The organism is Streptomyces doebereineriae (genome assembly GCF_031845645.1).
Taxonomy (GTDB): domain Bacteria; phylum Actinomycetota; class Actinomycetes; order Streptomycetales; family Streptomycetaceae; genus Streptomyces; species Streptomyces canus.
Genome location: NZ_JAVREZ010000003.1, coordinates 256,016 through 276,447, shown reverse-complemented (window position 1 = coordinate 276,447; position 20,432 = coordinate 256,016). Strand labels below are relative to the sequence as shown.

The window sequence follows — 20,432 nt, the reverse complement described above, 5'->3', positions numbered from 1 at the left end:
AGGGCACGACCGCGTCGTACGGTGCCTGTATGACGCCTTCTCCCGCAGGTCTCATCATCACCCCGTGCACGGTGCTCACGCACGACGATCAAGAGCAGGTCGGGTTCGTGCACGACGCCGCGATCGTCGTACGGGAGGGTGTCATCGAGTCGGTGATCAGCAGCGCGCAGGCCGAGGAACTGCCCGCGGCGGAGCGCATCGACGGGCGGGGGCAGATCGCCCTTCCCGGGCTCGTCAACTGCCACACCCACGCGCCCATGGTCGCCCTGCGCGGGGTCGCCGAGGATCTGCCGACCGAGGAGTGGTTCAACGACGTCGTCTGGCCGGTCGAGTCCAACCTCACCGAGACGGATGTGGAGTTGGGGGCGCGACTGGCCTGCGCCGAGATGATCCGGGGCGGTGTCACCTGCTTCGCCGACCACTACTTCTCGATGGACGCCGTCGCCGCGGTGGTCGAGGAGTGCGGAATCCGCGCACATCTCGGCGAGGCGTACTTCTCCTCGCAGGGGCCCCAAGGGCGGGAGAAGTCCCTGGAGTTCGCGCTACGGCACCGTGGCGGCGCCGGTGGCCGCATCACCACGGCGCTCGCCCCGCACGCGCCCTACACCGTGGACGACAGCGACCTCACCGCGACCGCCTTGCTCGCCCGGGAGCACGGACTCCCCGTCCATCTCCACGCCGCCGAGAACCGCGACCAGACCGAGACGAGCCTCGCCCGGCACGGGGTGACGCCCATCGAGGTGTTGCGGCGCACCGGGATCCTCGACACGGACGTCCTGATCGCGCACGGCTCCGGCATCCTCGACAGCGACCTGCCGATCCTCGCAAGTGCCTCCGGTCTTACGGCCGTTGCGACCGCCCCGCGCGGCTACCTCAAGTTCGCCTGGCCCACCACCACGCCCGTGCGCGCCCTGCGCGACATCGGCATCCCCGTCGGACTCGCCACGGACGGGGCCGCCTCCAACAACTCCCTCGACGTATGGGAGTCGATGGCGCTCACCGCGCTGATCCAGAAGTCGACGACCGGTGACCCGCGCTGGCTGACGTCCCGTCAAGCCCTGCACCACGCGAGCCTCCAGAGCGCTCGCGCGGTCGGTCTCGGTGAGGTCGTCGGGAGCATCGCCCCGGGCCGGCGTGCCGACATCATCCTGGTCGACCTCACCGGCCCGCACACCCAGCCCGTCCACGATCTCGCCGCCACCCTGGTCCACAGCGCCCGCTCCTCCGATGTCCGTACGACGATCGTCGACGGCCGCGTGCTGATGCGGGACCGTGAGCTGCTGACCATCGATGTCCCGTCGGTGACGGAGGAGTTGAGCAAGCGCCTGCCCGCCCTCCTGGACCGGAGCCACGGCAGGCGGATTCAGGAATACGACACCTGAAATCAGGCCCGGGAAGGGCGCTTTGGCGCCAACTGACGGTGACCGGTGGGACACGGTGGGTCGGTTCACGCTACACAGGAAAGCCGGGACGCATCCGTCTGAGGGGGCCGGCGCGGTGGAGCTGACGATCAATGTCGCGGTGTTGCTCGCTGTCGTCATCTTCGTGCGGATTCGCCGCCGCGTGCAGGCTCGAAGCCGCTCCGACCAGTGGCTGACCGTGGCCATCGTCCTCGTCCTCGGCATCCTGGTCGCCCCGACCGCCTTCGGCCAGGGAGTCCTGGATGTCGTGGGTCAACTCGCCCAGGGCGTCACCGAGTCCGGCAGCCCGTGATCTCCGCGCCGCTAGGCTGACGTTCATGGATCCCGCCGACGGCCTCCTCGACCACCCCTACGACGTGTACCGGCGCCTGCGCGACACCGCGCCCGTGCATCGGATCGCCGGGCCCGACGGGACACCCGCCTGGATCGTCACGCGGTACGACGACGTGCGGGCGGCTCTCGCCGATCCGCGGTTGTCGTTGGACAAGCGGTACGCCACGGCGGGGACGTACAAGGGGTTCTCGTTGCCGCCCGCCCTCGACGCCAACCTGCTCAACATGGATCCGCCGGACCACACCCGGATCCGTCGGCTGGTCGGGCGGGCCTTCACCCCGCGTCGGATCGAGCAGCTGCGCGGGCCGATCCGGCGCACCGCCGACCGGCTCCTCGACGAGCTCGGTTCCCATGGGACCGCCGATCTCATCGCCTCCTACGCCGCGCCCCTCCCGATCACGGTCATCTGTGACCTGCTCGGCATTCCGGACGAGCACCGGCTGGACTTCCGGGTGTGGACCGACACCCTCGTCGCGCCGGACGCGGCGGCCGGACCCGCAGCGGCCAAGGAGGCGGTCGTGGCGATGCTCGGCTTCTTCACGCGGCTCCTCGCCGACAAGCGCCGGGAACCCGCCGACGACCTGCTCTCCGATCTGATCGCCGTCCGCGACGAGGGCGACCGGCTCAGCGAGGACGAGCTGATGTCACTGGCCTTCCTCATTCTCTTCGCCGGGTACGAGAACACCGTGCAGCTGATCGGGAACGCGGTGCTCGCCCTGTTCCAACACCCCGGACAGCTCGCCGCCCTGCGCGAGGACCCGGCCCGACTCCCCGCGGCCGTCGAGGAGTTCCTCCGGTATGAGGGCCCTGCCCTGCTCGCCATCCGCCGCTTTCCCGTCGAGGACGTCACCATCGGCGGGGTCACCGTGCCCGCGGGCGAGACGGTCTGGGTCTCCCCGTCCGCCGCCAACCGCGACCCCGACCGCTTTTCCGACCCCGACCGTCTGGACCTCGCCCGCGACGCCTCCGGCCACCTCGCCCTCGGCCACGGCATCCACTACTGCCTCGGCGCCCCGCTGGCCCGTGCCGAGACCGAGATCGCCCTGGCCGCGCTACTGGAACGGTTCCCGGATCTCGCGCTCGCCGAGCCCACCCCGAGGTGGCGCAACTCCCTGCGCGCCCGAGGTCTGCTCGCGCTCCAGGTGGCGTACTGAGTCGACCGGTCCCGGCACAGCATCAACCCGTCCCGGAGAGCCCGTCCCGGAAATTTCCCGCGACAGCGATGAGTTCCGCCCCTCCCCACGGTCACCACCCCGGACGGACCGTCGCACAGGAGGGACCCCATGGCGCTTCCGGAGATCGTCTCTCGGGACGAATGGCGCGCGGCGCGCGCGGAATTGCTGGTCAGGGAGAAGGCGGCCACGCGCGCGCGGGACGCCCTGAACGCCGAGCGGCGCAGGCTTCCCATGGTCGAGGTCGAGGAGGAGTACGTCTTCGAAGGCGGTGACGGCAAGGCCACCCTGCTCGACCTCTTCGAGGGGCGCGGCCAGCTCGTCGTCTACCACTTCATGTTCGCGCCCGAGTGGGACGCGGGCTGCCGCAGCTGCTCCGCCTTCCTGGACCAGATCGGACACCTGGCCCATCTGAAGGCGCGGGGGACGACGTTCGCGGCCGTGTCGAGAGCGCCGTATACGAAGATCCTGCCGTTCAAGGCGCGAATGGGATGGACCGTGCCCTGGTACTCGTCGTACGGCGGCGACTTCAACCACGACTTCGAGGCCACCCTGCAGATCGACGGCGAGCCGGCCGAGCGGCCCGGCATCAGCTGCTTCCTGCGCGACCGCGACCAGGTCTTCCACACCTACTCGACCTATGAGCGCGGCCTCGACGGACTCGGCTCGACCACCAGCTTCCTCGACCTCACCGCACTGGGGCGGCAGGAGGAATGGGAGGAACCCAAGGGGCGCGCGTCCGCTCTCGGGGCGCCTGCGGGCAGCGTACGCATGCGGTATCACGACGAGTACGAGGACTGACACGGAGGGTGATGTAGATCGTCGCACCGTGACGGGACCCTCACACTCCGGGGTGAATCTGTGTCGGCTACGTCTCAGTACGGCAACTCACCGAGGCTTTCGGGCCCTGGAAGGCGTTAACTCCTACAAGCGCTCCTACGGGGAGTGCAACGCTTTCTGGAGGTGCAGGGTGGTGAACGGGCGAACAGTGCTCGAACGCTTTCCCGCTGGCGGGCCGCGCGGATCGTGGCCGGCGGAGGAGTTCGCGCAGGCGAGGCGTCTTGAGGGACTGCCGGCGGAGGTCGTCATGGACCTCGCGACGGACACGTTCCTGGTGATCGTCCGCAGTGGAGAGGCAGCGGTAGACGCTGTCGCGTGAGGTCAGCCCGCCTCCTTGGCGGGCACCTTTGCCGTGAACTGCTCGGCCTGGAGCGAGTACAGCTCCGCGTAGACACCACCGGAGGCCAGGAGCTCGTCGGGCGTGCCCGACTCCACGAGCCGGCCCTGCTCCAGGACGTGCACCAGGTCCGCGTGGCGCACGGACGCCAGCCTGTGGGTGATCAGGATGACCGTCTGACCGGTGCCGGCCAGCGCGCGGATCTTCTCGAAGACCTCCAGCTCGGCCCGAGCGTCCAGGGCGGCCGTCGGCTCGTCCACGATCAGGATGCGACCGCGCCGGTAGGCGGCCCTCGCGATCCCGAGCCGCTGCCACTGCCCGCCGGACAGCTCGTGCCCGCCGCTGAAGTTGCGGGCCAGCAGCGTGTCCAGGCCGCGCGGCAGATCGGCCAGCACCTCCCCGGCGCCGGCCTCGGCGACCGCGCCGGACACCCGCTCCTCCGTGAGCGGCACCGAGGAGCGGCCCACCGCGACATTGACACGGGCGGTGAACGGCCACCGCTTGAAGTCCTGGGCGACCATCGCGACCCGCTCGGCGAGCAGCTGCCGGTCCGCGTGCGCCGCGTCCAGGTCGTCCCACAGGATCCGGCCCCGGTCCGGGGCGTACAGCCCCGCGAGCAGCTTGACCAGGGTGGTCTTGCCGGAGCCGTTCTCCCCGACCAGCGCGACGATCTTGCCGAGCGGCAGGGCGAGGGTCACATCGTCGAGCGCGGGACGGGTCGCGTCACCCGGGTAGGTGAAGGAGACGTTCTCGAAGCGGATCTCGCGCGGCTCGTCCGGCAGCGCGGCCCCGCCCTCCGGGATCGCCCGCTCGGCGGCCTCCGTGTAGAGCCGCTGGAGGTCGCCGACGAACAGCGCCTCCTCGTGCAGTGCGTTCATCTCGATGACCAGGGTGTTCAGGCTCTGCGAGCCGGTGCGCACGGCGATCACGGCCGTACCCGCCACCGACAGCGCCATCGCGCCCGCCAGCAGCAGCCCGCCCAGTGTCGCGTACGTCGCCACCGTCGCCAGGCCCGTCCAGGCCGCCGCTATCAGCCCCGTCCGGGCCGCGAGCCTGGCCAGTCGGGCCTGCTCCGTCTCCGCCGTCTCCGCCATCGCGCGGTAGTGCCTGAGCAGGAACGGCCCCACTCCGTGGACGCGGATCTCCGGCGCCGCCTCCGGCTCGATCAGCAGGGCGCCGAGGAGGCGGCCCGCCCGCACGTGCTGCACCCAGGTGTGGAAGGACTCGTACTGGCGGCGCGCGATGGTGAGCGCGCCCCAGCCGCTCGGGATCGTCATCGTGACCAGCAGCGGCAGCAGCGCCGGGTGCAGCACGGTCAGCACGCCCGCCGCCGCGATCAGCGAGATCATCGCGTTGACCACCCGCGTCGCGAACGAGATCATCCGGCGGGCCGAGGTGGCGCCGTACTGCGCGGTGTCCAGAAGCTTGTGGAAGGCGTGGTCCTCGATCGCGGCCAGCTCGACGGTGGCCGCCCGCTCCAGATACCGCTCGGTCGCCACCCGCTCCACCTTGGGCTCCAGGCGGCCGGTGGCATGCGTCGACGCGGCCCGCAGCAGCGCCCCGAGGAGCATCACGGCGGCCATGGTGACCAAGGCGGGCACGGCCCCTCGCAGCCGGTCCTCCAGCGCGCCCCCGCCGATCAGCCGGCCCAGCACACTGTTGACCGCGAGCAGACTCACCGCCTGCGCGAGACCCCGGGTCACCTCGGCGGCCAGCACGGTCCGCGCCGCCCGCCGGTCCGCCTGCCAGGCGAGCCGCAGACTCGCCGACAACAGTGACGGCAGCCGCACCACCATGGCCCGGAACCCCAGCTCCAGAAACGCGTCGGAGTGGGAGTTCCAGCCCGTGTCGTACCTCAGCGGCCCCCCGAAGAGCAGCCGCTCCGACTCGGAGACTCCGGGCTGCTCAGTGCCACGCCGTTTCCCCACCGCAGACCTCCCCCGATCCTGGACGGGGCAACTATGGCGGGGCGGGCCCCATGGAGGGAGGGCGCGAAAGGGAGCAGTGAAAACACGCGGGCGTACAACGCGCCGCACAGGGGGCGCGGGGTGTGTCGATCTGTGGCTCCGCCGCGCGGGCGCGGCCGGCCCTCACGGATCCGCACCCGAAAGACGGCCTTCCGGCGGAGCTAACCCGCTGAGCTGACCGGCCGGGACCAACCGGGAGTGGTCCCCGTGAGCCGGCACAACGCCAGGTAGAGAGGGATCGGCGGCGTGTACGGCAACGTCCCCTCGGCCCGGTGAACAAGAGACGGCACCACCGGGGCGTCCGGAACAACCGCCCCGGTGGCGTACTGGGCAGGCCTGGGCCATTCGAGCGCGTAGTCGGAGTCGGCAGGAACGATCCACCACCAGTGCGTGTCATCGGCGTACACACACCCGACCCGCGGCAACCGGGACACCAGCTCTCTGCTCAACTGCACCGGCACCCCCACCGCGTCGCAGCCCAGCGGCACCGTCATCCCCTCCGGAACGGCCAGCCTGCGCGGCGTCCCCGGCGCCCGCAGCCCACGGCCTAGGCGGACCAGCGTGTCCATGGTCAGCACCTGGCCGCCGGATCCGCCGCTCACGCCCATGCGCCCGCGCCCCCGGCTCCGTGATCGCGCGCTTCGCTCACGGGCGCCGCTCTGTGATGCTCCTCGGCCTCGTCGCCCTGGCGCGATCCGCCGGAGGGAACCGGCTTGGGAGGGGCTCCCCAGCCCAGATCGTTGCGCGGTCCCGTGTCCTCGCGGGGCTCGTCCGCCTTGCGCGGCAGCTCCGCCCAGACCAGCAGACCGGGGCCGTGCTCATGGGCGCCCCACGCGTGACAGAGGGAGTCGACGAGGAGCAGTCCCCTCCCGTGCTCCTCCTCGCCGCGCTGCGGGGACGGCTTTGGTTCACCCGGCGAGCAGCCCTCGTCACGTACGGCTATTCGCACCAGGTCGTCATCGTCGTGCAGCTCGCAGACCACACGGCTGCTCGCGGTGTGCACGATCGCGTTGGTGACCAGCTCGGAGACGACCAGGGCGGCCGAGTCGCAGGTGTCCTCGCAGACCGACCAATGGGTCAGCCGCGCCCTCGTCAGGCGTCTGGCCTGCGCGGGAGAACCCGGATGCGCGGCCAGCTCGAAACGGAACCGGCGCCGGGCAGCGGCCCTGTCGGGCCCCTCTCCCGGGACAGCACCGAGACCCTGGGGGTGGCCTACGGCAGCGTCTGTTCCTAAGGGCGGGGACGGAATCACGCTTGCCACTATCGCCCCGTCGTGAACACTTGGCAAGTGTCACTCTGAAAAATGCAGAGTGCTGTGTGACGCGGTGAGAGGCCGTGGCACACTGCTCGCAACAGCATCTTGAGCGGCGCCAGTTGGGATCACCGGAGATCCGTACGCAGCGGTATTCGTATCCGTACAGATCTTCGAATCAGGTCTTCGAATGGCGCCGCTGGGCTGTCAGCATGCTGGTGGCCGTGACGCCCGTACATGACTTCGTGGAGGTGGAGCGTGAGCGAACCGCGGTCCGCGCCGACGGTCGGCCAGGTCGTCCTCGGCCGGCGCCTGCTGGACCTGCGGGAACGCGCCGGGCTCAAGCGCGAGGAGGCCGCCCGCATCCTCCGTGTCGCCCCCGCCACCGTCCGCCGTATGGAGATGGCCGAGGTGGGGCTCAAGATCCCGTACCTCCAGCTTCTGCTGAAGGCCTACGGCGTCAGTGACCAGGAGGCCGAGGACTTCGTACAGCTCGCCGAGGACGCCAACCGCCCCGGCTGGTGGCAGCGCTTCCACGACGTGCTGCCCGGCTGGTTCTCGATGCACGTCAGCCTGGAGGGCGCGGCCGCGCTCATCCGCGAGTACGAGCCGCACTTCATCCCCGGTCTGCTGCAGACGGAGGACTACGCGCGTGGCGTCCTGCGCTCGGGCGCCATCGGCCAGACCAGCCCCGAGGACATCGAGCGCCATGTCGCCCTGCGCATGGAACGGCAGGGACTGCTCACCCGTCAGGACGCGCCCCGATTGTGGGTCGTCATGGACGAGACCGTGCTGCGCCGCCCCGTCGGCGGCCAGGAGGTGATGCGTGCCCAGATCGACAAACTGCTCGAGGCAACGAAGCTGCCCAACGTGACGCTGCAGGTCGCCCCGTTCGCCAACGGGCCGCACCCCGGCACGTACGGGCCCTTCGTGCTCTTCCGATTCGCCGTGCCCGAACTTCCGGACATGGTCTACAGCGAGTACCTGACCGGCGCGATCTATCTGGACGCGCGCGTCGAGGTGGCGACCCATCTCGAGGTCATGGACCGCATGGCGGCGCAGGCCGCTACGGCACATCGCACGAAGGAGATCCTCCGGGATCTCCGCAAGGAGCTGTGAATGAATCGCATCAAGCCGCGCCGACCCGTCTACAACGGCATGCCCGCCCGGGAGTTGGGGAGCGAAGGCTGGCACAAGCCGTGGAGCGGTGGCAACGGAGGCAACTGCCTGGAGGCGATGAAGCTCGCCGACGGCCGGATCGCCGTCCGCCAGTCCACCGATCCGGACGGACCGGCGCTGATCTACACCACCGACGAGATGACCGCGTTCATCGAGGGCGCGAAGGCGGGGGTGGCCGACTTCCTGCTCTCCTGACCTCAGTGCTCAATTGATCAGCAGTCACTTAATGGTTGAGATGAACACCACCAAACCGCATCCCGCGGATGAACGACTCGTACCTCGGAGGCACACTCAGAACCAGGACGCCATGCGTCGCGGGGCATCCACCAGCTAGATCTGCTCGATCGACGGCGGTCCGACCGCGAGATTGCGCCGGACCGCCGACGCCGACGACTGCTCACCGGTCTTCACGAGATACGCCGCCGCCGTGGTGCCGGTGCGGCCGACTCCCGCACCGCAGTGCACGAACGCCGGACCGGACGCCCCGCCTTCTCGGGTCCGGCGAGCTGGGCCGCGCTCAGGTCCTCGGCGCGCAGGTCGACGACCGTGGTGATGCCCATGTCCGCGAGCGCCCTCTCCGTGACGTTCGTCGAGCGTCGTCATCGCCGACCCTCCAGACCGGCCGCCAACAGGGGGACGCGCGCTCGTCCCTTGGCAAAAGCGGACGGGCGGGGGCTCGTCGGAGGCAGACCCCGGGAGGTCAGCGGGTGCCGTTGTCTCCTACGACGCCTGCGTCCCGCCCGGCGGCAGCGCCCCGCACAGTGCCTCCAGCGCCGCCGCGTACGCATGCTCGGAAGGTGTCGCGTACCCCACGACCAGGCCGTCGTGGACCGGCATGTCCGTGTCGGGGTGACGGAACTCCGCGAGCCCGTCCAGCGCGACGCCCTGCCAGATCGCGGCCTTGACGGCGGACCGCTCGGTGCCCGGCGGCAGCCGCAGCACCGCGTGCAGACCCGCCGCGACCCCGCTGACCTCGATGTGCGGCGCGCGCTCGGCCAGCGCGGCGACGAGCCGGTTCCGACGGCCGCGGTACCGCTGCCGCATCTGCCGTACGTGACGGTCGTAGGACCCCGAGACGATGAGGTCGGCGAGGGCCAGCTGGTCGAGCACGCTCGCCCAGGCCTCCCGCTCGCCCTTGGCCGCGAGGACGTCACCGACGTACCGCTCGGGGAGCACCATCCACCCCAGCCGAACCGCGGGCGACAGACTCTTGCTGACCGAGCCGATCAGGATCACCCGCTCGGGGTCGAGGCTCTGCAGGGCGCCGACGGGCTTGCGGTCGTAGCGGAACTCCCCGTCGTAGTCGTCCTCCAGCACCACCGCGCCACGCGCGCGTGCCCAGTCGACCACCGCCGCCCGGCGCTCGGCGTGCAGCGGACCGCCGGTGGGGAACTGGTGCGCGGGCGTGAGCAGTACGGCCCGCTCGCGCGTCAGCCGGTCGACGCGTGCGCCGTGTTCGTCGAGGGGGAGCGGCACGGTCCGGACGCCCTCGGCCGCGAGCAGCTCCCGGTGGAAGGGCAGTCCGTACGCCTCCACGGCCAGGGGGCCGCGCAGGGGCTGCCCGCCCCCGTCTCCGAAGAGGAGCCGCAGGGCATGCGCGAACCCGGAACAGATGACGATCCGGTCCGGCTCCGTCCGCACGCCACGCGCGCGTGCGAGGTATCCGGCGAGGGCCGCTCTGAGCTCCGGCCGGCCGGCGGGGTCACCGGGCCCGAAGACCTCGTTGGGGGCCTGGTGGAGGGCCCGGCGGTAGGAGGCGAGCCAGGCGGTTCGGGGGAAGCCGGAGGCGTCGGGGGTGCCCTGGCGGAGGTCGTGGCGGGTGGAACGCGCGCGTGGGTGGGGGGCCGGCTTTCTCTGGCGTACGGCGGGGTGGAGCGGCCGGGACCGTTCGGCGACGCGGGTGCCGGAGCCCTGGCGTGCTGTGAGCCAGCCCTCGGCGACGAGTTCGGCGTAGGCGTCGGCCACCGTGTTGCGGGCGACGCCGAGATCGGCAGCGAGTGAGCGGTACGGCGGCAGCCGGGTGCCGGGGGCGAGCCGCCCACTGTGTACGGCGTCCCGCAGCGCCCGGATCAGCGCGGCCCGCTTGCTCCCCGGACCGGAGAGGTCGAGGTGCAGGTCGGAGCCGATCCGCTCCGCGTAATTGACCCACGATTCCGCCATGGAAATGCACCCTACAGCCGGTCTTTCCGGCCCGTAGGTTGATCACATGACGACGACGAACACGAACGTGACAGGTACGGCTCGACTGAACTTCGCGAAGGCCGCCCCGAAGGTGTTCCGGGCCCTGATCGGCTTCGACGCGGCCGCCCGGGAGGGCCTCGACCCCACCCTCGTCGAACTGATCCAGATCCGCGCCTCGCACCTCAACCACTGCGCGTACTGCCTCCACATGCACACCAACGACGCCCGCAAGGCCGGCGAGACGGAGGACCGCCTCCACATGGTCCCGGTCTGGCGAGAGGCCCGCCATTTCTTCACGGAGAAGGAACAGGCCGCCCTGGCCCTCACGGAGGCGGTGACGCTGGTGGCCGACGGCGGAGTCCCCGACACGGTCTACGCGGAGGCCGCGGCCTGCTTCGACGAGCAGGAACTGGCCCACGTACTGTCCCTGATCCTCGCGATCAACACATGGAACAGGGTGGCGCTGTCGACCGCGAAGGTGGCGGGGACGGACGAGCGGGGGTGAGGTGGGGGCCGGGGAAGTAGGCGGGCTCGGGTGGAGCCGGGCCACCAGGGGCGAGGGAGGGTGTCGGCGGTGTTTCGCGGCGCCCGGTGCACTGGTCCGGCGGTCTGTGCTGTCTGCCGGTACCTCGTTCCGCCGCGACGGCGCACCCCAGCGGTGCCGAACTCGCCGCACCTCCAGGCCCGTCCGCCGCGCTACACCGTCATCGGCCGGTCGTACGGCCCGATGGGCGCCGGCAGTCGCGAACTCCCCGTCAGATACCGGTCGACCGCCGCCGCAACCGCCCGCCCCTCGGCGATCGCCCACACGATCAGCGACTGCCCCCGAGCGGCGTCCCCCGCAGCGAACACCCCCGGCACATTCGTACCGAACCCGGCATCCCGCGCGACCGTCCCCCGGGGCTCCATCCCCAGCCCCAACTGCTCCACGAGCCCATCCCCCGGATCCGGCCCGGAGAACCCCAGCGCCAGCAGCACAAGGTCGGCGGGAATCGTCCGCCCCGTCCCCGCCACCGGCCGCCTCGCCGCGTCCACCTCGACGAGATGCAGCGACCGCACATGCCCGTCCCCGTCCCCGGTGAAGCGCAGCGTGGACGCCGCGAACAACCGCGCGTCCGCGTCGGCCGCGGGCGCGGTCTCCAGATCCCGGGCCTCCTCGTGCGCCGCCGACATCCGGTAGATCTTCGGATACGTGGGCCACGGCTCGGCATCCTCGTCCCGCTCACCACCCGGCTGCGCATAGATGTCCAACTGGGTCACGGACGCGGCCCCTTCACGCACCGCGGTCCCCAGACAGTCGGCCCCCGTGTCACCCCCGCCCACGATCACCACATGCTTCCCGGCGGCCGACAGCGGGGACTCCGCCAGATCACCCTCGCGCACCCGGTTGGCCAACGGCAGATACTCCATGGCCTGCTGAACCCCGGCCAACTCCCGCCCCGGCACGTCCAGTTCACGCCACGCCGTGGCCCCCGTGGCGATCACCATCGCGTCGTACCGCCCCCTGAGCTCCGCCGCCCCGACGTCGCGCCCGACCACCGTCGACGTACGGAACTTCGTCCCCTCGGCCCGCATCTGCTCGATCCGCCGCTCCAGATGGTGCTTTTCCATCTTGAACTCGGGGATGCCGTACCGCATGAGCCCGCCGAGCCGGTCGTCCTTCTCGTAGACGGCGACCGTGTGCCCCGCCCGGGTCAACTGCTGTGCCGCGGCGAGCCCGGTCGGCCCCGACCCGATCACCGCGACGGTCCGCCCGGACAACCGGTCCGGTGGTCGCGGCGGTGTGAACCCGAGCTCCCAGGCCCGGTCGGCGACGGCCGCCTCGACGTTCTTGATGGTGACCGCCGGCTGGTTTATGGCGAGCACACAGCCCGCCTCGCACGGCGCCGGACACAACTTTCCCGTGAACTCGGGGAAGTTGTTCGTCGCGTGCAGCCGGTCGGCGGCCTGCCTCCAGTCCTCCCGCGAGACCAGGTCGTTCCACTCGGGGATGAGATTCCCCAGCGGACAGGCGTCGTGGCAGAACGGGATGCCGCAGTCCATGCAGCGGTCCGCCTGTTTGCTGATGATGGGCAGCAGCGCCCCGGGGACGTACACCTCGTCCCAGTCCCGGACCCGTTCCTCTACCGGCCTGCGGGGCCAGTCCTGGCGAGGTGTGGTCATGAATCCCTTGGGATCGGCCATGGCCGTCTTCCTTGCTCACGCTGGTGACGCCGACGCGTCCGCCGTGGCCGTGCGTCATCGGGCGGCACTCCTGCGGAACTCCTTTCGGCCACGATACGGCTGATCGGCCCCTCGCGCAGAGTGCCGGTCAGCCGCTGGGACAGCGCTTTCTCGGTACTCGGACAGTGTGCGGAAGGCTCACGTCAGGGCCAGCACGTACGCCAGCGCCGCCGCGCCCGAGGCGACCGCGCGGACGTGGTTCCACATCGTCCACTCGCGCACATACGTCGGCCAGTACGCCGCCGCCTCCGGGGTGCCCGGGTCCAGCTTGAGCAGGGCGTCGTTGCGGGGCACGTTCACCACCATCGTCAGCCCGAAGGAACCGAACAGGTACAGCGCGCTGCCCACCAGCAGTTCCACCGTCCCCTCGTCCGGCCACAGCACGAACGTCACCACCGCGATCACCGCGCACAGCACCGCGGAGCCCGCGAACACGGCCATGAACGGCGGCCGCACCGCGGTCACATTGATCGCGTTCATCGCGGCGACGCCCTGCGCGGGCGGCAACTCGGCGAGCCCCCTCATCACAAAGGTCGAGAACGCACAGAAGACCCCGGCCACCAGCCCGGTCCCGAGCACCCCCAGCACGACCAGCCCGAAGTAAGGCCCCTCGATCATCACCACACCAGCTCCCGCCTCCGGCCGAGCCCCAGGCCCAGCACCACCTGTCCCCACCAGTGAATACCGCCCCCACCCCCCGAACCATGGCCATGGCGCGCACCCTCATAACCAAACGTCCACCCCACCCGAACTCCGAAGATCCGCCACACCAGTTGTTCCACCGGTCCTCCGTCTCAGCCGGGCCGCAGCGGCCGATGCCGGAGCCCTCAGCCAGGCGCCTGAGCCACCTCCTCCACCATTCCCGGAACCCGCCACCCCCTGAGCACCGCCTCCACACCCCCCGAGATCCGTCGCCGTGCCTCATGCCGCGTCACCCCGCTCATCAGCAACGCGTCATACGGCGTGTCCACATGCCGCACGGAAGCCACCACCGCCGACACCACCGCGCCCTCCGACAAAGCTCGTCCCGCCGCGCTCCGCCCCACCCGCCCGCTGCCGCGCAGGGACGCATGCGAGGCGATGGCCCGGGCCCGACCATCAGGGCACCCCGGAAACAACCGCCGTATCTCCGCCGCGAACGCCTCGGCGAACCGCACGTCCTCCACCGCCCGCCGCCGCGCGTCCCGCGCCCGGCGCCGCCGCCGCGCCTCCGCGTCAGCCAGACACCGCTCCTCGGCCCGCGCCAGCCCCGCCTCCTCGACGAGGACGCCCTGCCGTTCGTAACGCCCCCTGCGCCGGTTGAACCGCACGACGACCGCCGACAGCGCGCTCTCCTCCCGCGAGCGGCGCGTGAGCGCGGTGTCCCCGCGCGGCAGGAACACCAGGTGCCCGAGGTCGGCGCAGTCGAGACACCGCGGCGCCCCGCCCTCGACGACGAGCATCGCCAACGGCCCGCCCCGGCACTCCGCACAATGCCGTCTCCTCAACGGCTGGACGACAAGAGGTCCGCCAGGGGTCGGGGGAGTCGAGAGGCCTGCCATGAGGGGTTCATTCCCCAGCCACGCTGGTTACCGACACCGACCAACCGGCGTGGTGACCCCTGCCCGCCGCCCACCGGGTCCCCGAGCGCGACGCCTTCCGCACATCGGCTGACGCATCATGGCGGTGTGCGACTCGAAGCGATCACCTGGGAACGGCTCGGCGAACAGCTGGCCGACCGGCTCCTCGACCTGAAGCCGGCCGACGGCAGCCCCTGGCCCCGCATCGCCCTCGACGGCGCCCCGGCAGCCCGCCCCGGCGAACTCGCCGAGCGGGTCGCTGAGGCTCTGCGCATACGCGGCCGCCCTTCGCTCGTCGTCGGCATGGAGGGCTTCCTGCGCCCCGCCTCGCTCCGTCTGGAATACGGCCACCACGATCTGGAGGCCTACTACAGCGGCTGGTTCGACACCGGCGCTCTCTGGCGCGAGGTCTTCGGCCCCCTCGAACCCGGCGGCGACGGCCGAGTCCTGCCCGACCTGTGGGACCCGGTCACCGACCGCGCCACCCGCAGTCCCTACGTCCGTCTCCCGCCCGGCGGCGTCCTGTTGCTGCACGGCCCCCTCCTGCTGCACCACTGGTTCCCCTTCGACCTGACCGTCCACGTCCTCCTCTCCGAGGGCGCCCTCCGCCGCCGTACCCCCGAGCCCGACCACTGGACCCTCCCCGCCTACGAGCGCTACGCCGACGAGACCGACCCGGCCGGCACGGCCGACGTCCTTGTCCGCGCCGACGACCCCCGCCACCCGGCGTGGAGCGGCTGACCCGGCCCGTCCGAGGACTGTGCGTCGCTGCGTGAGCACGGCCGCCGTCACCGACAGGTTCCGGGTGCGGGCTCCCGTGGGCGCGACGAGAATGTAGGGCGCCGGGACTTGCGGTGCCGCCCGCGCCGCGCCGGCCGTCCGGCACCGGGAGGTACTCCATGACCACCGCCGGAGACATCATGCACCGGGGTGCCCAGTGGATCCCCGCTCACGAGACCCTCGACCGCGCCGCCGAGCTGATGCGTGAACTCGGCGTCGGAGCCCTGCCCATCAGTGACGCGAACGAACGGCTGTGCGGCATCCTCACCGACCGCGACATCGTCATCGGCTGTGTGGCCGTGGGCCACGACCCGGCCAAGGTCACCGCGGGGGAGATGGCCCAGGGCACACCCCGCTGGATCGACGCGAGCGCCGACGTCACCGACGTCCTGCACGAGATGGAGGAGCACCGGATCCGCAGGCTCCCCGTCATCGAGGACAAGCGACTGGTGGGCATGATCAGCGAGGCGGACCTGGCCCGGCACCTGACGGACGAGCAGATCGCCGGCTGGGCCGAGAGCGTCTACGCACGCAGCTCCACCACCCACTGACTGTCCCGCGGACGACCCCGGTCACAGCCAGCCGTTGCGCCGGAAGCCGCGGTACAGCACGGCACAGGCGACGGCTATCACGCCCATGACCAACGGGTAGCCGAACGTCCAGTGCAGCTCCGGCATGTGGTCGAAGTTCATGCCGTACACACCGCAGACCATCGTCGGGACGGCGATCACCGCGGCCCAGGCCGTGATCTTGCGCATGTCCTCGTTCTGCGAGACCGTCACCTGCGCGAGGTGGGCCTGCAGGATCGAGTTGAGCAGTTCGTCGAACGCGGCGATCTGCTCCTTGGCACGCAGCAGATGGTCGGAGACGTCGCGGAAGTACGCCTGTATCTCCGGGGCGACGACGTGGATCGGCCGCGTGGAGAGCTCCTCGAGCGGGCGGCTGAGCGGGACCACCGCCCGCTTCAGCTCCAGGAGTTCGCGCTTGAGCTGGTAGATGCGGCCCGGGTCGACCCGGGCGCCGTTCTCCGCGAACACCGCCGTCTCGACCAGGTCGATGTCCGACTGCATCGAGTCGGTGACGTCCAGGTAGTCGTCGACCACATGGTCCGCGATCGCGTGCAGCACCGCGGCCGGCCCCTTGGCGAGCTGCTGGGGATCGGACTCCAGCTCCTCGCGCAGCGGCCCCAGCGATCCGTGACTGCCGTGCCGCACCGTGATCACGAAGTCCTCGCCGGCGAACACCATGATCTCTCCGGTGTTGACCACCTCGCTCGTCGCCGTGAGCTCCTCGTGCTCGACGTAGCAGACCGTCTTGAACACCGCGAACAACGTCTCGCCGTAGCGCTCCACCTTCGGGCGCTGATGTGCCTCGACCGCGTCCTCGACGGCCAACGGGTGCAGGTCGAAGAGGTCCGCGATGCCCTCGAACTCATGGTCCGACGGCTCGTGCAGGCCGAGCCAGACAAAGCCGTCACGGCTCTTGCGCACACGCTCCACGGTGTCGACCAGATCACCCTCGACCGGGATCCGGGCCCCCTCCTTGTACGTCACGCAATTGACGACCGAGGTGCCCAGCGGGGAGCGGGCGTGGTGGCTCAGGTCGACGCGCGGACGCCGCCGGGCCAGCCGGGCCACCTTGCGCAGGCCACCGACGCTGCCGAGGCTCGTGACCTTTCGCAGATTCCCTGCCATGGACATCTGGATCTCCTCGCGTGGATCTCCCACCGACGCGTGTCCGCGTCCTGGCAGGCCAGTTTGCCAGGCCGACGTAAGCGTCGGGTGAGCCTGTGGGCGGGGGAGGTTCCGCTTGGTTCCCGCCTGTGGACAACCGCCTGCGCCCGCCTCGGCGCAGTCGCCTCGTCGGACGGAGGCCGGCAACTCGTCGTAGGACCGCGTCGTCCGTTTCGGACAAGCACGCCAACTGGGATCATCGCGGCATGACACGAGCAGACCGGTATCTCCTCGACAACCGGCAGACGGAGGCGGGAGAGCGCTTCGACGCCTTCGCCACCCTCTTCGACCCCACGACCTTCCGGCACATCGAAGGATTCGGCATCGGATCCGGCTGGCGCTGCTGGGAGGTCGGCGCAGGCGGCACGTCGGTGGTGTCCTGGCTGGCCAAGAAGGTCGGTCCGACCGGAAAGGTCGTCGCGACCGACATCGACACCACGCGCCTGGCCGCGGCGGCCCGCCCGCCGGTGGAGGTACGCGTGCACGACGTGAGCGCCGAGGAACCGCCGGGGGAGGACTTCGACCTGGTGCACGCCCGGCTCGTCCTCGTCCATGTTCCGGACCGGGAACGGGCGTTGCGGTCGATGATCAAGTCCCTGCGCCCCGGCGGACGGCTCCTGCTGGAGGACGCCGACCCCGCACTGCAACCCCTGACCTGCCCCGACGAGCGCGGCCCCGAGCAGCAACTGGCGAACCGGCTGCGCCAGGGGTTCCGCCGGCTGCTCGCCGACCGCGGCGCCGACCTCTCCTACGGCCGCACCCTCCCGCGCCTGCTTCGCGAGGCCGGTCTGCGCCAGGTGGCGGCCGACGCCTACTTCCCGCTCGCCTCGCCGGCCTGCGCCGCCCTGGAGTCCGCCACGATCCGCCAGATCCGCGAGCAGCTGGTCACTGCGGGCCTCGCCACGGACGAGGACATCGACCGCCACCTCGCCAACGTCGCCACCGGCACGATGGACCTGGCCACGGCCCCGTTGATCTCGGCGTGGGGCCGCAAGGCGTAGGACGGGAGCGGCAGCCGGGGCGCCGGGCTGTCGGTCGTCAGTCCGGCATCGGAGGTCTCCCGCCCACCCGCTCCACCGCCAGCGCACCAGCCCGGCATCCGTCCGCCGCCGCGTCCTCGGGTGCGGCGCCCACCAGCAGGGCCGCGAGGAACCCACCCGTGAAGGCGTCGCCCGCCCCGGTCGTGTCCCGGGGCGTCGCCGCTACGGCAGGCACGTGGGCGTACACGGTGCCGGAGCGGGCGATCACCGCACCCTCCGCTCCCTGCTTGACGACCACCAGCGGGACGTGGCGGCTCAGCTTGGCCGCCGCGTCCGCCGCGTCGGGCAGCCCGGTGAGCAGGCACGCCTCGTCCCGGCTCGGCAGCAGGACGTCCACCCCCTGGACCAGCGAGAGGCAGCGGTCCACCCCCAGCTCCCGGAGGAAGCCAGCCGACGCCGGGTCAAGGCTCACCGGAACACCACGCGCGCGTGCCGACTCCAGGGCCACCGCCACCAGTGCCCGGCTCGGCTCCGAGAACAGCAGATAGCCCGACAGGTGCAGCCATGCCACACCGTCGAGCAGCGCGTCCGACCAGTCGTCCGGCTCGAGCCGCAGCGAGGCGCCGCTGTCCGTGAGGAACGTCCGCTCGGCGGCCTCACCCGTGTCCACGAGGCAGATCACCGTCCCGGTCGGAGCCTCCGGATCGACGACGAGCCGTGGCCGTACCCCGCACTCGGCCAGCTTCCGCTCGTGCCACGCGGCCGCGTCCGCGCCCACCCGCCCCAGCAGCCGTACCTCCGCACCGCCCCGGCGGGCGGCCCAGCAGGCCACGTTGGCCCCTGCCCCGCCCGGCACCGTACGGATCGCGGCGGCGGTGTCCGTGCCCGCGGCGAGCGGCCCCCGGTGCCGGGCGACGACGTCCGTGATGACGTCCCCGACGACCAGCAGGGCGCCACCTGGGCCGGCCGCGGCGGTACCGAGCCCGTCCGTCGTCACGCCCCGGCCCGGGCCGCCGCGATCCGCCCCGCCAGCCGCACGTTGCCGCGCACCGCCGCCAGGTTGGCGCTCAGCGAGGCGCCGTCGGTGTGCCGCACCAGGTAGTCCAGCAGAAACGGCGTGACCCCTTGACCGGTGACCCCGGCCTCCTCGCACGCCTGCAGCGCCGCCGCGAGCACGCGCGCGTGCAGGTCGGGGTCCAGCTGCTCCTCCTCGGGGACGGGATTGGCGACGATCAGCGCGGAGCCGGGCGCGCCCAGCGCTTCCCGCGCCCGCATGACCTCCGCGACCTGCTGCGGGGAGTCCAGCCGCCACTCCACGGGGTAACCGGAGTCGGACAGATAGAAGCCGGGGAAACGGTCCGTCCCGTACCCGGCGACCGCGACCCCCAGCGTCTCCAGTCGCTGGAGCGTCGCGGGCACGTCCAGGATGGACTTCACGCCCGCGCACACCACGGTGATCGATGTGCGCGCCAGCAGGCCGAGGTCGGCCGACTCGTCCTGGGTCGTCGTCCACTCCCGGTGCACCCCGCCGAGCCCGCCCGTCGCGAACACCTCCACCCCGGCCAGGGCCGCCAGCTGCGCCGTCGCCGACACGGTGGTCGCCCCGCTCACCCCCGCGGCCACCGCGAGCGGCAGATCACGGTGACCCAGCTTGCGGATCCCGTCCTCGTTGGCGACCCGCTCCAACTGCTCCTTGTCCAGGCCGACCTGGGGCCGCCCGTCCAGTACGGCGATCGTCGCCGGTACGGCTCCCTGCCGCCGTACGACGTCCTCCAGCTCCAGCGCCACCTGCAGATTGCGCGGACGCGGCAGCCCGTGCGCGATGATCGTGGACTCCAGGGCCACCACGGGTCGACGCGCGTCGATCGCCTCGCGCACCTCTTCGGACACCACCAGCACCACGGGCCTGCCTCCTGTCGTTCGGTCTTCCCTCATCTCTGGCGGGCGGCACGTCCGGTCAAACCCTTGCGAGCTGTGGAGGACGACACCAGCCTGGAGTGCATGAAGGACAACTCGACACGACTCGACCATGTCGTCCTCTGGGTCCGTGACCCGGTTGCCTCGGCCGACTTCTATGAGAAGACCCTGGGCATGGAACCCGTGAGGCTCACCGACTTCGCCGCGGGGGCGGTGTCCTTCCCCTCCGTACGGCTCAACGACGAGACCATCTTCGACCTCATGCCGCTGACCATGGCGGACCACATGAAAATGGTCCCTGGCGCTGCCGAGAGCGCGGGACACCCCGTCAATCATGTCTGCCTGGCCCTGCCCGCCGACGATTTCGAGACACTCCGCGCCCGCCTCGAGGAAGGGTCCGTGCCCGTCTCGGAGCTCTCGCACGACTCCTTCGGCGCCCGCGGAATGGCCCGACGCAGCTTCTACTTCCGCGACCCGGACGGGAACGTCTTCGAGGCGCGCCACTACGACTGACGCGGACTGACGCGGACTGACGCGTGAGGAGGCCGCACGCCACGC

Annotated in this window: 22 protein-coding genes and 1 pseudogene; 12 read left to right on the top strand and 11 right to left on the bottom strand. The window is 71.3% G+C overall.

Translation table 11 applies throughout. The features are described from left to right. Positions 1 to 29 precede the first annotated feature (29 nt). The 5 genes from RNB18_RS10845 to RNB18_RS10825 all read left to right on the top strand — a co-directional run bounded on the left by RNB18_RS10845 (position 30) and on the right by RNB18_RS10825 (position 4,085). Complete coding sequence (locus RNB18_RS10845; RefSeq protein ID WP_311713904.1) at positions 30 to 1,382, top strand: amidohydrolase; 1,353 nt, start codon at positions 30 to 32, stop codon at positions 1,380 to 1,382. Positions 1,383 to 1,497: 115 nt separating this feature from the next. Further along, positions 1,498 to 1,713 carry a hypothetical protein gene (locus RNB18_RS10840; RefSeq protein ID WP_280856911.1) on the top strand — a complete coding sequence of 72 codons (216 nt, stop codon included), beginning with the start codon at positions 1,498 to 1,500 and terminating at the stop codon, positions 1,711 to 1,713. Between the two features lie 25 nt (positions 1,714 to 1,738). After that, positions 1,739 to 2,908: a cytochrome P450 family protein gene (locus RNB18_RS10835; protein WP_311713903.1), complete on the top strand. Its 1,170-nt coding sequence runs from the start codon at positions 1,739 to 1,741 to the stop codon at positions 2,906 to 2,908. Between the two features lie 129 nt (positions 2,909 to 3,037). After that, a complete protein-coding gene (locus RNB18_RS10830; protein WP_311713902.1) occupies positions 3,038 to 3,727 on the top strand; it encodes a DUF899 domain-containing protein in 690 nt (229 codons plus the stop codon). A 172-nt stretch (positions 3,728 to 3,899) separates the two neighbouring features. Next, the gene (locus RNB18_RS10825; RefSeq protein WP_079162746.1) at positions 3,900 to 4,085 is read left to right on the top strand and encodes a hypothetical protein; all 186 of its coding nucleotides are present in this window, start codon (positions 3,900 to 3,902) and stop codon (positions 4,083 to 4,085) included. Positions 4,086 to 4,087: 2 nt separating this feature from the next. Here the strand turns inward: RNB18_RS10825 and RNB18_RS10820 are convergent, their stop codons facing one another. The 3 genes from RNB18_RS10820 to RNB18_RS10810 form a co-directional block, all read right to left on the bottom strand. After that, positions 4,088 to 6,031 (bottom strand): ABC transporter ATP-binding protein, encoded by a 1,944-nt coding sequence (locus RNB18_RS10820; protein WP_311713901.1) that lies wholly within the window; start codon positions 6,029 to 6,031, stop codon positions 4,088 to 4,090. 200 nt (positions 6,032 to 6,231) lie between these two features. Beyond that, positions 6,232 to 6,678: a hypothetical protein gene (locus RNB18_RS10815; protein ID WP_311713900.1), complete on the bottom strand. Its 447-nt coding sequence runs from the start codon at positions 6,676 to 6,678 to the stop codon at positions 6,232 to 6,234. Then, on the bottom strand, positions 6,669 to 7,331 hold the full coding sequence (locus tag RNB18_RS10810) for an ATP-binding protein (RefSeq protein ID WP_311713899.1): 663 nt from the start codon (positions 7,329 to 7,331) through the stop codon (positions 6,669 to 6,671). The genes RNB18_RS10815 and RNB18_RS10810 overlap by 10 nt, the downstream gene beginning before the upstream one ends. Before the next feature lie 249 nt (positions 7,332 to 7,580). Between RNB18_RS10810 and RNB18_RS10805 the strand changes: the two genes are divergently transcribed. Then, positions 7,581 to 8,441, top strand: coding sequence for a helix-turn-helix domain-containing protein (locus tag RNB18_RS10805; RefSeq protein ID WP_311713898.1), 861 nt, complete (start codon positions 7,581 to 7,583; stop codon positions 8,439 to 8,441). Next, entirely contained in the window at positions 8,442 to 8,696 is a 255-nt protein-coding gene (locus RNB18_RS10800) for a DUF397 domain-containing protein (protein ID WP_123988480.1), read from the top strand. It abuts the gene before it with no gap. 138 nt (positions 8,697 to 8,834) lie between these two features. On the opposite strand, the pseudogene RNB18_RS53650 reads toward RNB18_RS10800, so the two are convergent. Next, positions 8,835 to 9,076 (bottom strand): annotated as a pseudogene (locus tag RNB18_RS53650) (protein-tyrosine phosphatase family protein); the annotation flags it as partial. Positions 9,077 to 9,221: 145 nt separating this feature from the next. Further along, positions 9,222 to 10,661 carry a MocR-like pyridoxine biosynthesis transcription factor PdxR gene (pdxR, locus tag RNB18_RS10790; RefSeq protein WP_311713896.1) on the bottom strand — a complete coding sequence of 480 codons (1,440 nt, stop codon included), beginning with the start codon at positions 10,659 to 10,661 and terminating at the stop codon, positions 9,222 to 9,224. 46 nt (positions 10,662 to 10,707) lie between these two features. Here pdxR and RNB18_RS10785 point away from each other — a divergent pair, with 46 nt between their 5' ends. Beyond that, a complete protein-coding gene (locus tag RNB18_RS10785) occupies positions 10,708 to 11,187 on the top strand; it encodes a carboxymuconolactone decarboxylase family protein (RefSeq protein WP_311713895.1) in 480 nt (159 codons plus the stop codon). Between the two features lie 191 nt (positions 11,188 to 11,378). Here RNB18_RS10785 and RNB18_RS10780 read toward each other — a convergent pair whose 3' ends face one another. The 3 genes from RNB18_RS10780 to RNB18_RS10770 form a co-directional block, all read right to left on the bottom strand. Then, entirely contained in the window at positions 11,379 to 12,866 is a 1,488-nt protein-coding gene (locus RNB18_RS10780) for a glutamate synthase subunit beta (RefSeq protein WP_311713894.1), read from the bottom strand. A gap of 177 nt (positions 12,867 to 13,043) precedes the next feature. Next, positions 13,044 to 13,523 carry an anthrone oxygenase family protein gene (locus RNB18_RS10775; RefSeq protein ID WP_311713893.1) on the bottom strand — a complete coding sequence of 160 codons (480 nt, stop codon included), beginning with the start codon at positions 13,521 to 13,523 and terminating at the stop codon, positions 13,044 to 13,046. Positions 13,524 to 13,732: 209 nt separating this feature from the next. Next, positions 13,733 to 14,446 (bottom strand): DUF2293 domain-containing protein, encoded by a 714-nt coding sequence (locus tag RNB18_RS10770; RefSeq protein ID WP_311713892.1) that lies wholly within the window; start codon positions 14,444 to 14,446, stop codon positions 13,733 to 13,735. A gap of 126 nt (positions 14,447 to 14,572) precedes the next feature. Here RNB18_RS10770 and RNB18_RS10765 point away from each other — a divergent pair, with 126 nt between their 5' ends. Next, entirely contained in the window at positions 14,573 to 15,205 is a 633-nt protein-coding gene (locus RNB18_RS10765) for a nucleoside/nucleotide kinase family protein (RefSeq protein WP_311713891.1), read from the top strand. 158 nt (positions 15,206 to 15,363) lie between these two features. Next, positions 15,364 to 15,795 carry a CBS domain-containing protein gene (locus RNB18_RS10760; protein WP_311713890.1) on the top strand — a complete coding sequence of 144 codons (432 nt, stop codon included), beginning with the start codon at positions 15,364 to 15,366 and terminating at the stop codon, positions 15,793 to 15,795. 21 nt (positions 15,796 to 15,816) lie between these two features. Here RNB18_RS10760 and RNB18_RS10755 read toward each other — a convergent pair whose 3' ends face one another. Continuing rightward, positions 15,817 to 16,944, bottom strand: coding sequence for a magnesium and cobalt transport protein CorA (locus RNB18_RS10755; protein WP_311713889.1), 1,128 nt, complete (start codon positions 16,942 to 16,944; stop codon positions 15,817 to 15,819). Between the two features lie 239 nt (positions 16,945 to 17,183). Between RNB18_RS10755 and RNB18_RS10750 the strand changes: the two genes are divergently transcribed. Further along, the gene (locus RNB18_RS10750; RefSeq protein ID WP_311713888.1) at positions 17,184 to 17,978 is read left to right on the top strand and encodes a methyltransferase domain-containing protein; all 795 of its coding nucleotides are present in this window, start codon (positions 17,184 to 17,186) and stop codon (positions 17,976 to 17,978) included. A gap of 37 nt (positions 17,979 to 18,015) precedes the next feature. On the opposite strand, the gene RNB18_RS10745 is transcribed toward RNB18_RS10750, so the two are convergent. Both RNB18_RS10745 and RNB18_RS10740 read right to left on the bottom strand, forming a co-directional pair. Then, complete coding sequence (locus RNB18_RS10745) at positions 18,016 to 18,954, bottom strand: carbohydrate kinase family protein (RefSeq protein ID WP_311713887.1); 939 nt, start codon at positions 18,952 to 18,954, stop codon at positions 18,016 to 18,018. Further along, the gene (locus tag RNB18_RS10740) at positions 18,951 to 19,859 is read right to left on the bottom strand and encodes a pseudouridine-5'-phosphate glycosidase (protein ID WP_311713886.1); all 909 of its coding nucleotides are present in this window, start codon (positions 19,857 to 19,859) and stop codon (positions 18,951 to 18,953) included. Before RNB18_RS10740 ends, RNB18_RS10745 begins: the two co-directional genes overlap by 4 nt. Before the next feature lie 99 nt (positions 19,860 to 19,958). Between RNB18_RS10740 and RNB18_RS10735 the strand changes: the two genes are divergently transcribed. Then, positions 19,959 to 20,387 (top strand): VOC family protein, encoded by a 429-nt coding sequence (locus tag RNB18_RS10735; RefSeq protein WP_311714254.1) that lies wholly within the window; start codon positions 19,959 to 19,961, stop codon positions 20,385 to 20,387. Positions 20,388 to 20,432 lie beyond the last annotated feature (45 nt).